13 protein-coding genes are annotated in these 12,420 nt (G+C 31.7%); 3 read left to right on the forward strand and 10 right to left on the reverse strand.

Features of this window, described 5'->3' with window-relative positions:
• Nucleotide 1: 1 nt before the first annotated feature.
• From tpx to nhaC, 5 genes are all read right to left on the reverse strand, one after another.
• Entirely contained in the window at nucleotides 2-502 is a 501-nt protein-coding gene (tpx, locus tag L3X37_RS06425; protein WP_237239344.1) for a thiol peroxidase, read from the reverse strand.
• A gap of 147 nt (nucleotides 503-649) precedes the next feature.
• The gene (locus tag L3X37_RS06430; protein ID WP_237239345.1) at nucleotides 650-907 is read right to left on the reverse strand and encodes a DUF6952 family protein; all 258 of its coding nucleotides are present in this window, start codon (nucleotides 905-907) and stop codon (nucleotides 650-652) included.
• Entirely contained in the window at nucleotides 888-1,202 is a 315-nt protein-coding gene (locus L3X37_RS06435; protein ID WP_237239346.1) for a thioredoxin family protein, read from the reverse strand. Before L3X37_RS06435 ends, L3X37_RS06430 begins: the two co-directional genes overlap by 20 nt.
• Before the next feature lie 12 nt (nucleotides 1,203-1,214).
• On the reverse strand, nucleotides 1,215-1,853 hold the full coding sequence (locus L3X37_RS06440) for a peroxiredoxin (protein WP_237239347.1): 639 nt from the start codon (nucleotides 1,851-1,853) through the stop codon (nucleotides 1,215-1,217).
• A 144-nt stretch (nucleotides 1,854-1,997) separates the two neighbouring features.
• Nucleotides 1,998-3,488, reverse strand: coding sequence for a Na+/H+ antiporter NhaC (nhaC, locus tag L3X37_RS06445; protein WP_237239348.1), 1,491 nt, complete (start codon nucleotides 3,486-3,488; stop codon nucleotides 1,998-2,000).
• Between the two features lie 95 nt (nucleotides 3,489-3,583).
• Between nhaC and L3X37_RS06450 the strand changes: the two genes are divergently transcribed.
• Nucleotides 3,584-4,606: a metal-dependent hydrolase gene (locus tag L3X37_RS06450; protein WP_237239349.1), complete on the forward strand. Its 1,023-nt coding sequence runs from the start codon at nucleotides 3,584-3,586 to the stop codon at nucleotides 4,604-4,606.
• 30 nt (nucleotides 4,607-4,636) lie between these two features.
• On the opposite strand, the gene L3X37_RS06455 is transcribed toward L3X37_RS06450, so the two are convergent.
• Nucleotides 4,637-5,848, reverse strand: coding sequence for an aminotransferase class I/II-fold pyridoxal phosphate-dependent enzyme (locus L3X37_RS06455; RefSeq protein ID WP_237239350.1), 1,212 nt, complete (start codon nucleotides 5,846-5,848; stop codon nucleotides 4,637-4,639).
• Nucleotides 5,849-6,008: 160 nt separating this feature from the next.
• On the opposite strand from L3X37_RS06455, the gene L3X37_RS06460 reads away from it, so the two are divergent.
• Complete coding sequence (locus tag L3X37_RS06460; RefSeq protein WP_237239351.1) at nucleotides 6,009-6,467, forward strand: Lrp/AsnC family transcriptional regulator; 459 nt, start codon at nucleotides 6,009-6,011, stop codon at nucleotides 6,465-6,467.
• A gap of 1 nt (nucleotide 6,468) precedes the next feature.
• The gene (locus tag L3X37_RS06465; protein WP_237239352.1) at nucleotides 6,469-7,095 is read left to right on the forward strand and encodes a CPBP family intramembrane glutamic endopeptidase; all 627 of its coding nucleotides are present in this window, start codon (nucleotides 6,469-6,471) and stop codon (nucleotides 7,093-7,095) included.
• Nucleotides 7,096-7,428: 333 nt separating this feature from the next.
• Here the strand turns inward: L3X37_RS06465 and L3X37_RS06470 are convergent, their stop codons facing one another.
• From L3X37_RS06470 to L3X37_RS06485, 4 genes are all read right to left on the reverse strand, one after another.
• The gene (locus L3X37_RS06470; RefSeq protein WP_237239353.1) at nucleotides 7,429-8,808 is read right to left on the reverse strand and encodes an aldehyde dehydrogenase; all 1,380 of its coding nucleotides are present in this window, start codon (nucleotides 8,806-8,808) and stop codon (nucleotides 7,429-7,431) included.
• Between the two features lie 26 nt (nucleotides 8,809-8,834).
• Nucleotides 8,835-9,530 carry an RluA family pseudouridine synthase gene (locus L3X37_RS06475; RefSeq protein WP_237239354.1) on the reverse strand — a complete coding sequence of 232 codons (696 nt, stop codon included), beginning with the start codon at nucleotides 9,528-9,530 and terminating at the stop codon, nucleotides 8,835-8,837.
• Between the two features lie 55 nt (nucleotides 9,531-9,585).
• Nucleotides 9,586-10,404 carry a 3-methyl-2-oxobutanoate hydroxymethyltransferase gene (panB, locus tag L3X37_RS06480; protein ID WP_237239355.1) on the reverse strand — a complete coding sequence of 273 codons (819 nt, stop codon included), beginning with the start codon at nucleotides 10,402-10,404 and terminating at the stop codon, nucleotides 9,586-9,588.
• Between the two features lie 102 nt (nucleotides 10,405-10,506).
• Entirely contained in the window at nucleotides 10,507-11,928 is a 1,422-nt protein-coding gene (locus L3X37_RS06485) for an L-serine ammonia-lyase (protein ID WP_237239426.1), read from the reverse strand.
• Nucleotides 11,929-12,420: the final 492 nt, after the last annotated feature.

Genomic DNA, 12,420 nt, shown 5'->3' on the forward strand with positions numbered 1-12,420 from the left:
ATTACCCCAACTCATTTAAGGCTGCATCATAATTAGGTTCTTGTCCTATTTCTGGTACTTGTTCAGTATATGTAACCGTTCCTGTTTTATCTGTTATAATAACACATCTAGATAAAAGGCCATCAAAAATACCGTTAGTCATTATTAAACCATAATTTTTTCCAAAGTCTCCTGTTTTAAAATCAGAAAGCATAATTACATCTTCTAACCCTTCTGCTGCGCAAAATTGCTCTTGTGCAAAGGGTAAGTCTCTAGAAATACATAACACTTTTGTGTTTTCTAAAGAGGCTGCCGCCTTATTAAAAGCTCTAACGGCGGCAGAGCATACACCGGTATTAACACTTGGAAATATATTTAGAATAAGATTACTCCCGTTAAAATCTTTTAAAGTTTTTGTTGAAAGGTCAACCGCTACTAATTTAAAATCTGCTATTTTTTCTCCTATTTTAGGAAGGTCTCCAGAAGTAACTACAGCGTTACCTCCTAATGTAATATTTGCCATTTTTTTTTGTTTAATGTTTAAGAAATAAAAATAGGCATATTTAGTCTTAATATGGTAATAAGAGATGTAATAGTTTTATAAAAAAAACGCTTTATTCATTAAAATGAATAAAGCGTAGAATTTTTCAATATTAAATAGCTAATATTTTTAGGTATCTATAGAGCCTAAAACACGTTTCATAAAACTATTTAAAGCTTCTTTTTTTGGTGTGCCATCTTTTATCATTTTATTAACTTCAATAGCGCCGTACATATTAGAAATAAGCTCTCCAATGACATCTAACTCTTCATCTTTTAACGATGGAAGTTCTGTTAAAGCTTCTAAGGTTTCAATAGTTTCTATAACAAAATCTTCATCATTATCTTCAATGAATTGGGTGAGATACTTAATTACTGGTAACTTCATTTACTAATTCTTTTAAAACTTCAAATTTGTTAGTTTGAACCTGATTTACGAAAGCTCCATTTTTAAATGTTGCAAAGGTTGGTAAATTATCAACAGTCGCTAATTTTCTAGATTCTGGAAATTTCTCGGCATCGACAATAATAAAATAAACATTCTCATTTTCTGAAGCTAGCTTTTTAAATTTAGGTTTCATTATTCTACAGTTACCACACCATGTGGCTGAGTATTGTACAATAACAGTTTCATTATTAGAAATAATTTCGCCTAAATTATCTTGATTTAATTCTTGAATCATAACTTGTTTTAGTTAGTGAGAAGCTAAATATTTAGCAATACTATCTCTATTCTCTTTAAGAGTATCCTTTCCCTCTTCCCAGTTTGCTGGACATACTTCTCCATGCTTTTGGAAATGTGAATAGGCATCTATAACTCTTAAATACTCAGAAATGTTTCTACCTACAGGTTCTACATTTACGCCTTCATAAAATACGCTTCCTTCTTCATCTATAATATAAGTAGCTCTCCAAGTAATGTTTGGACCATCCATCACAATAGTATCGGTGTCTTCATTGTAACGTTGATCTCCAGTTTGTAGAATATCTAATTGAGCAGAAAGATTCCTGTTGGTATCTGCTAAAAGTGGATAAGTGACACCTTCAATACCTCCATTATCTTTATCTGTATTTAACCAAGCAAAATGAACTTCTGGTGTATCGCAAGATGCTCCAATTACAATTGTATTTTTATCTTCAAATTGTTTGATGGCGTCTTGAAAAGCAAAAAGTTCTGTTGGGCACACATAAGTGAAATCTTTAGGGTACCAAAATAAAATTACTTTTTTCTTATTGTTAATGGCTTCTTCAAGAACATTAACTTTAAAAGTATCGCCCATTTCGTTCATGGCGTCTACGTTTAAATCTGGAAATTTTTTACCTACAAATGACATGTAATATTATATTTAAATTGTTAATAATTTTTTTCTAATACAAATATAGCAAGCCACTTTATTTTAAAAGAAGGAATAAAATTTTAATTTCTTATCTGCTAATAGATTTTAGTTATGATTCAAAACAAAACGAATAGTTATTTTTTATTTAGATTTCAACTGTTTAATTTTAATATTTAAGGCAGCGAAAAATAGTGTAGTTAAAGGGCTTAACCAGTTGAATATAGCATAAACAAAATACTCTGCTATTCCAACTCCTAAAACTTCAGATTGGTATGCTCCACAGGTATTCCAAGGAATTAGTACAGAGGTAACTGTGCCAGAATCTTCAAGTGTTCTACTTAAATTTTCAGGAGCTAAACCTCTATCTTCATAAGCTTTTTTAAACATTTTTCCAGGAACAACAATAGCTAAATATTGATCAGAGGCTGTTACATTTAATGCTAAACAACTTCCAACTGTACTGGCAAACAACCCAAAAGTTGTTTTTGCTAAGCTTAAGAGCGATCTGCTAATTCTTGCTAATGCGCCAATGGCGTCCATAATGCCACCAAACACCATGGCGCAAATAATCAACCAAATAGTACCTAGCATACCAGACATTCCTTTCCCAGATGCTGATATTAGTTCAGATAATGTTGCATTGTCAGTTTCTATTGTTGTTTTTACAGTTATAGCATCGATTATTCCTTTATAAGCTGAATTTAAACTTAATTTTTCTACGCCTGCTATTTCTGCAACTATATGTGGTTGAAAAATTAGAGCAAAAACAGCTCCTAATAATGTTCCAATAAATAAAGCAATTAAGGGAGGTGTCTTTTTTATAATAAGAAAAATAACAACTAATGGGACTATAAAAACCCAGCCATTTATATTAAAGGTGGCTTTTAAATCATTTAATAATTGAGATGTATCTGTTGCTCCAGAAACATCTTGAGTAAAGCCTAAAATAACAAAAACGATAAACGCTATAGTAATTGTAGGAATTGTTGTTATTGCCATATATTTTATATGTGAAAATAATTCGCTACCAGCCATAACAGGTGCTAAATTTGTAGTGTCACTCATAGGAGACATTTTATCACCAAAATATGCTCCAGATAATACAGCTCCAGCAGTCATTCCTAAAGAAATTCCAAGAGCTTCTCCAATACCTATTAATGCTATACCTACGGTAGCCGAAGTAGTCCATGAGCTACCAGTTGCAATAGAAATTATTGCGCATATTATTACACACGCTGCTAAAAAGATAGTTGGGTTTAAAATTTGTAATCCGTAATAAATCATTGATGGTATAATACCGCTAATTAACCATGTTCCAGCAAGTGCTCCTACCATTAGTAAAATTATTATGGCTCCAACAGTAGATTTTATGTTCTCGCCAACTTCATCAATCATAAGTTTAAAGGATACTTTATTAAATAATCCAACAACAACTGCTATTGCAGCACCTATTAAAAGTATGAATTGATTACTTCCGCTTATGGCATCATCTCCATAGATATAAACATTATATGCAAGTAATCCAACAAGTCCAATAACCGGAATTAGAGCTTCCCAAATATTTAATTCTTTATTTTCAATAATATTTTGATCTTGTATTATAATTTTTGAAATATTTTTATCGTCTGACATGTTTTTTTTTTTTAGCTGCGTAATGTTACGATTTTTAATAAAGCTATGCAAATGGATTTAGTTATGTATTTTTGTTGTTTTTACATTTAAAACTAATGGATTCATTAACTCAAATAGTTTTAGGAGCTGCCTGTGGTGAAGCAGTTTTAGGTAAAAAGGTTGGTAACAAAGCGTTGTTATTTGGAGCAATAGGAGGAACTATACCAGATTTAGATGTTTTTGTTGGAAGCTGGCTTTATGAAAACGAAATTGATGCTATGCTTTTTCATAGAGGGTTTATGCATTCTATTTTGTTTTCTCTGTTAGGATCATTATCATTAGGTTGGTTGGTGCATAAACTTTATAATTATGGTAAACGATTTAATACAACAACTCAAAAAGATTGGATTAGTTTATTTTTTTGGTCGCTGTTTACACATTTAATTTTAGACTGTTTTACACCTTACGGAACTCAGTTATTCGCACCTATTAGTAATTATAGAGTTGCTTTTAACAACATTGCCGTAGTAGATCCTATTTACACATTGCCTTTTCTAATTTGTATGATTGTTTTAATGTTTTTTAATAGACAATCTAATAGAAGGAAATTGTGGCTAAAGTTAGGGTTGGGAATAAGTTCTACCTACATGTTGTTTACTTTTGGCAACAAATTTTATATGGATTCGGTTTTTAAAGAAACTTTAATTGCTAAAGGTATAGATTATAAAAGATATTACGCGCAACCTACAATTTTTAATAATGTATTGTGGTATGGTGTGGCAGAATCCGATTCAACATATCACGTTGGGTACTATTCTTTATTAGATATGAAAAATACTTTTTCAGACTTTAAGGTGTTACAAAAAGTACTTGCATTAAACACAGAAAAATATAAGCGTATTAAAGATTTGGCTTGGTTTAGTAATGATTATTATAGCATTTGCAAAATTGGAAATAATGATTATCAATATAACGATTTGCGCTATCCTGTAACAGGTGAACCTAATTCAACATCATCCGTATTTAGATTTCGACTTTATAAAGAAAACGATGAAATAAACATGAAGCCTTTTGAGCGTAACGAAGATAATATTCCTGATGCTTTAAATGCGCTTTGGGAGCGTTTAAAAGGAAAATAAAATCCCTTTGAATTTGTTAAAAAAATCGGTCTACTTTTTAGGTTTAAGAATGTTAAGTTCTTTCATGCAAACGCGCACCAATTGGTATGTACGATCAATATCAGCATCCAGGCCTATAGAAAAACGAATTAGTCCATTGCTTAATCCCATTTCCTTTTGCTCATCTTCTGGTATTTCAGAAGAGGTAGAACTTCCAGGAGCAGAAAATAATGTTTTGTAAAAACCTAGGCTTACAGCAAGATACCCTAAGTTTCTATTTTGCATCAATTCCATAAGCTCGTTGGCTTTTTCTAAAGCACCAACATCAATAGTTAGCATACCTCCAAACCCATATTTTTTATTCATCATCGATTTGAATAACTCATGCGAAGGATGTGACTTTAATCCAGGATAAACTGTTTTTAAACCATCATCTTTAAATTTTTTAGCCAAAAAAGCAGCATTAAAACTGTGCTGCTGCATACGGATATGTAGGGTTCTAAGGTTTTTTAAAACGGAAGCTGCTCTTAAACTATCCATTGTAGATCCTAACAGCATAGAGGCGCCATCATTTACATTACGTAAATCGTTAATAAATTCTTGAGTACCACAAACTACACCACCAACAGTATCGCTAGAACCATTAATAAATTTTGTTAAACTATGTATTACTACATCGGCGCCTAAAGTAGCTGGAGAAATTGAAAGAGGCGAAAACGTATTATCTACAACTAATTTTAAATCGTGTCTCTTTGCAATGGCAGCTAATCCTTTAATATCTGCAACTTCTAAAAGTGGATTACTTACAGATTCACAGTATAAAACTTTTGTGTTTTTTGTTATTGCTGCTTCAACAACATCAAGTTTAGTGATATCTACAAATGTGGTTTCTATATTAAATCGTGGTGCAAAGTTTTTAAGAAAAGCATACGTTCCGCCGTAAATAGTTCTGCTAGAAACTATATGGTCGCTTGCACTACAAAGTTGCAATATTACTGACGTAATCGCACCCATGCCTGATGCTGAAATATTTGCTGTTTCAGTGCCTTCCATGGCAGCTAACGCTTCGCCTAAATATAAATTTGAAGGTGATGAATGTCGTGAATATAAATAACAACCGTCGGCATTACCTTCAAAAGTGTCGAACATAGTTTTTGCTGATAAGAAAGTATAAGTAGAAGAATCTGAAATAGAAGGATTAACTCCTCCAAATTCACCAAAATATTGTAAATCCTGAATGCTATTAGCGGGTTTAAAAACCATGATGTTTTGTGTTGTTTGTTTATTCAAAACTCAAAATAATTAGATTATAAAACAATATAAATAAATATAATTAGAAAATAAATCTAATTAAATTATTATTTGTAGATTATAAAGTTATAAACGTTAATTGTTTTAGTATCTTTATGAAAATTTTTCGATTATGATATTTGATGATATAGATAAAAGGCTTCTATTTTATTTGCAAAAAGACAGTAAGCAAACTAATAAGGAACTTTCAAATAAATTAAACCTATCGGTAACTGCCGTTTATGAACGTATTAAAAAGCTGGAAAAGAGAGGTTATGTAGATAAGTATGTAGCCTTGATTAATAAAGAAAAAGTAGATAAAGCATTTGTTGCGTTTTGCCATATTAAATTGGTAAAACATAGTCAGGATTATGTGGTTAGTTTTGAAAAAGAAGTTAATCGATTGAATGAAGTATTAGAGTGTTATCATATTAGTGGAGATTACGACTATCTGTTAAAAGTACTTGTAAAAAACATGGAAGCTTTTAGAGAATTTATGGTAAAAAAATTAACAACCATAAACCATATAGGAAGTACGCATAGCATGTTTGTTATAAACGAAGTTAAGCATACCACTGCAATAAATATGTAATATGAATTTAGTTAACTATAAAGGTTTAGAATTTTTTGTCATTTATGTTTTAGTTCCTATAAGTTTTGCTATAAAATATTCGACTTGGATTAAGTTAGCAATCGGATTCATTGGATTCGTATACATTGTTTATGTATTACTAAAAGTAGAAAAAGAGAAGTTTAAAATATCAAAAAGTTTAAATTGGAAATTATTTTTCAAGCAAACACTTACTAGGTTTTTAGTTATTGTTTGTGTTACATATTTTTTTGTATTCTTTACTAATAAAGAAGCTTTTTTTGGTGTATTACTAGATAAGCCAAAATTGTGGCTTTTTATATTATTTGTTTACAGTGTTTTTTCGGTTTACCCCCAAGAACTAATTTACAGAACTTTTTATTTTAAACGCTATAAACAATTTTTTAAAGGTGAAAATATAGTCATTTTTATAAATGCAATTGTTTTTTCTTTGGGGCACATTTTTTTTAAGAATTCATTAGTGTTAGTATTAACTTTTTTAGGTGGATTATTGTTTGCTACTACTTTCAGTAAAACACAATCTACACTTTTAGTGTCTATAGAACATGCTATTTATGGTTGTTGGCTATTTACGGTTGGGATGGGAGACATGCTTGGTTTTCCTTCATAGTTTGTTCGTAGAGTATTTGTGTTAGTAGAATTTATCTTATGCTAATTAAAACTTTTTGCTATTTTAGACCTTCTACTATTAACTATTATTAACATATAAAAAAATTAAGCTACATTATTTAGGATTTATTATTGGAGCCATAGAGACATATTATTTTAATTATCAAATAGGTAGTCCTAATAGAGACTAGATTTTTATTGTTTTTAGAAGGCAAATTTATCTTTTTGAAAAGATATTTATGTACTTAACATTTACTTTAATTAATGCTAATTTAGATTTAAATCTAAACCCAATGAAGGTGTTGTAATAATTTTAAATTACCCAACAACATATTCATGAAAATAGTTTAAACACTTTTTTTATAAGATTTAGTTTCCCTTTGTAAGGTGCATAACGTATTGATGGATCTGCCCAATTATCTCTTTTTATAATAGCTTTATTATGCGAAAAGGTGTCAAATCCATGTTTACCATGATATACACCCATGCCACTTGCGCCAACACCTCCAAATGGTAGTCTATGATTTCCAAAATGAATCAAAGAGTCATTAATAGCCCCGCCACCAAAACTATACTTGTTAAGTATTTGCTTGATAAAAGGCTTTGTGTTTGAAAAAATATACAGAGCTAAAGGTTTCTCAAAGTTCCAAATTATTGTTTCTATATCGTTCTTATTATTATAAGATAATATTGGTAAAATAGGTCCAAATATTTCATCCTGCATTATATTGCTTGTTAAATCTGGTTCATCTATTAAAGTAGGAGCACAGTATCTAGACTTTTTATTAATAGTACCACCAAAAATAATATTAGCACCTTCTAGCATATTTTCTAAACGTAATAAGTTTTTATTGTTAATTACTCTTGGGAAATCTGGTGATTTTTCAGGGTTATCACCATATTGCTTTGTTATTTCAATTTTTAAAGCTTCAATTAATTGTAGTTTAACACTTGCTTTTACAATAAGATAATCTGGCGCAATACAGGTTTGTCCAGCATTTAAAAATTTACCCCAAGTTAATCGTCTTGCTATCAGTTTAACATCAACAGTATCATCTATAATGCAAGGCGATTTACCTCCTAATTCTAAAGTTACAGGAGTTAAATGTTTAGCTGCTGCTTTTGCTACTATTTTTCCAACAGGTATGCTGCCAGTAAAAAATATGTAATCCCATTTTTGTTCTAATAATTCTGAAGTCACATCTACACCGCCTTGTATAGTTGTTGCTAGGTTTTCGGGGAATACTTTATCAATAATATTAGCTATTAATTGAGACGTATTTTTGGTAAGTTCACTTGGTTTTACAATTACAGTGTTTCCGGCTGCAATAGCCATAATAAGTGGTTCTATAGCTAAAAGAAATGGATAATTCCATGGCGCTATAACTAAAACAGCTCCGTAAGGTTCTTTGTATATATAGCTTTTAGAAGGAAATGTAAGCATTGATGATTTTACCCGCTTAGGCTTTATCCAACGTTTTAGATTATTTATAACCAAGTTAAGTTCAGAGAGAACTAAACCAAATTCACTTATAAAAGTTTCGAATTCAGACTTGTTGAAATCAGCTTTTAAAGCAGCATAAACAGCTTGCTCATTCGCTTCAATTTCAGCTTTTAACTGTTTAAGAATATTGATTCTGTAGGCAATATTTTTAGTTTTTTGAGATTTAAAAAAAGCTCTTTGATTAGAAAGTAATTCGGAGATTGTATTCAAATGGTTTTTGATTTAAATATACCACTTTATTTGCAAGCATTCCAAATAGCATCATTTGGCAAAGGTGCAATAATATTAATGTTTTTTTTAGAAACAGGGTGTGTAAACTGTATTTCTCTGGCATGTAAATGAATGCCAGCATCTTTGTTACTTCTGTCGAAGCCATATTTTAAATCACCTTTTATAGGGCAACCAATGTTAGATAATTGGCTACGAATTTGATGATGTCTACCAGTTTCCAAATTAATTTCTAATAAAAAGTAATTATCAAGTTTCTTTATTTTTTTATAATGAAGAATTGCTCTTTTACTATCGGTTACCTCTTTATAGTGCACGAAAGATTTATTGTTTTTAGGATTTTTTTTTAACCAATTAACCAGTGTGTCTTCATTTTTTGGAGGGGCATTTTTTACAATAGCCCAATAGGTTTTATTAATCTCTTTTGAAAAAAATAATTTGTTAAGTCTAGGTAATGCTTTGCTTGTTTTGGCAAAAATAACTATTCCAGAAGTTGGTCTGTCTAATCTATGTACTGTACCTAAATAAACATTTCCAGGCTTATTGTATTTGTCTTTAATATAGTCTTTTACAAAATCGCTAAGTGGTTTGTCGCCTGTTTTATCTCCCTGAACAATATCTCCAACGCGTTTATTTATAATAATTATGTGGTTGTCTTCGTATAAAATTTGAAGATTAGATTTATTGGAAAGAACTTTAGACATTTTTTACCTTTTGACACAAATTTTAGGAATAGACATTAATGTTATTAACTGCAGACTAATATTGTTCACTCTCATTCGGAAAATCTTGTGTTTTAACATCATTAACGTATTGTGAAATAGCCGTAGTCATTTCCTCATACAAATGTAAATACCTACGTAAAAACCTTGGATTGAATTCGTGTGTCATGCCCAACATATCGTGCAATACCAATACTTGACCGTTTACATGAGGTCCAGCGCCAATTCCAATTATAGGAATGCTTACGCTTTCTGCTACTTCTTTAGCTAAAGTAGCAGGGATTTTTTCAAGTACAATAGCAAAACATCCTATTCTTTCGAGCATTTTAGCATCTTCAATTAGCTGTTCTGCTTCTTGTTCTTCTTTAGCTCTAACGGTGTAAGTTCCAAATTTGTATATAGATTGAGGTGTTAAACCCAAATGTCCCATTACAGGTATACCAGCATTTAAGATACGTTTTATAGATTCTTTAATTTCTTTACCACCTTCTAGTTTAACAGAATGCGCACCGCTTTCTTTCATAATTCTAATGGCAGAACGAAGCGCTTCTTTGGGATCACTTTGATAACTTCCAAATGGTAAATCTACAACCACCAAACATCTATCAATAGCTCTAATTACAGAAGATGCATGATATATCATTTGGTCTAAAGTAATAGGCAACGTAGTTTCATGTCCTGCCATAACATTACTGGCAGAATCGCCCACAAGTATAACGTCAATACCAGCACCATCAACAATTTTTGCCATGGTGTAATCGTATGCTGTTAACATTGATATTTTTTCCCCATTGGCTTTCATATCAACTAATGTTTTAACGGTGATGCGCTTATATTCTTTTTTTGCTGTAGACATACACTATGTTATTTGTTTTTGATAGATGGTAAAAATAGTAAATTAAGTATATACTGTTGAATTTTTATTTAAGAGGTGTTGAATGCAGCATTATAAATTAAATTAGCAATCCGCCATATTAACCCTAACCGCTAAACCGCCTTCACTGGTTTCTTTGTATTTGGTGTTCATATCTTTTGCAGTTTCCCACATGGTGTTCACCACTTTGTCTAAAGGTACTTTTACATTTTTGGGATCGGTGTCTAAAGCAAGTTCTGCTGCGTTAATGGCTTTTATTGCTCCCATGGCATTTCGCTCTATACATGGTATTTGTACGAGTCCGCCAATAGGGTCGCAGGTTAAACCTAAATGGTGTTCCATAGCAATTTCGGCAGCTACCAAAACTTGTTCTGGTGTGCCACCAAGTAATTCGGTTAAAGCACCAGCAGCCATAGCAGAAGACACACCAATTTCGGCTTGACAACCGCCCATTGCTGCACTTATGGTTGCTCCCTTTTTAAAGATGCTACCTATTTCACCTGCAACTAATAAAAAGCGTTTAATGTCATTAAAATCACCATCATGGTTTTCAATCACTAAGTAGTACATTAAAACAGCTGGAATTACACCAGCACTTCCATTGGTGGGAGCTGTTACCACACGACCTAGTGAAGCATTTACTTCATTTACAGCCAAAGCAAAACAACTAACCCATTTAATGATTTGCCTAAATTTAACCTCTGTATCTCTAATGCTGTAAATCCAATCAACAGGATTAGAATATGGTTTTGTGCCTTTTAAATTTTGGTGCATATCATAAGCACGACGACGTACATTTAATCCACCAGGGAGATTACCTTCTGTATGGCAACCTAAATACATACATTCTAGAATGGTATCCCAAATACGCTTTAATTCGCTATCAATTTCTTTTTCTGAGCGAATGGATTTTTCGTTTTCTAAAACGACTTGCGAAATAGGGAAATTTAAATTTTTACAAAACTGTAAAAGTTCTGTGCCTTTTTCAATGGGATAAGGAAACGAGCATTTTATCTCGAAGTTTTTTTTATGGACTGTACGTTCTTGTTTAACAACAAAACCACCACCGATGGAGTAGAAGGTTGATTTTGTTTTTTTACCATTTATTATTGCCGTAAAAACCATGGCGTTTGAATGAAATGGTAAAAATGTTCTATTGAAAACAATATGAGTTTCTGGGTTAAAGGCTAAAGGTCTTTCGTTATTAAAACATAATGTACAGGTGTTTTTAATTAAGGCTATTGTTTTATCAATATCCATTGTTGGAATAGTTTCAGGATCAAATCCAGATAACCCTAACATAATTGCATAATCTGTTGCATGGCCTTTTCCGGTTAATGATAATGAACCAAATAAATCGACAAAAATTGCTTCAACCTGATTAAACTTGTTTTCTGTTTTTAGTTCTGTAATCCAACGTTCGGCAGCGCGCCAAGGTCCAAGGGTGTGAGAGCTTGAAGGGCCAATGCCAATTTTTAGCATATCGAAAACAGAGATACATTCCATGGTTGCGCAAACGTTATAGTTTGGCAAATATAGAGTGTTTTTTTGTCTCTCAAAGCAAAGCCCCAAAGTATTGCAGAAATAAATATATTTTGTTTTGTGATAGACTTTTGAGGAGTTTTTGCATAAAAATTGTAGAGATGTTTGTCTCGCAAAGACGCGGAGACTTAAAGAGCTGCATTGCATTTCTGTTCCTTTAACTTTTAAAGCCTAAATTTTAGGGCAATAATAAGGTTCCTTACCCTTGTAGAGGTTAGGAGTGGTTTTTTTGCGCAAGGGATAGAAGTGGAAAGCCCACAGTGAGGTACGAACGAGGACTTGTAGCGGATAGCCCGACCCTTGTGGTTGCGCCCAAATTAAAAAATTGATTGTATTCTGATGGTAGAAGACTAAAATTTTGATTGCGCATGAGTTACTGAAGGCTATTTACTGACTACTATCGACTTAAAATATGACACTATGGCATATTTTTTTTATTGGCATAAAGATTGACTT

It is taken from the genome of Wocania arenilitoris, from assembly GCF_021728535.1.
GTDB classification, from domain to species: domain Bacteria; phylum Bacteroidota; class Bacteroidia; order Flavobacteriales; family Flavobacteriaceae; genus Wocania_A; species Wocania_A arenilitoris.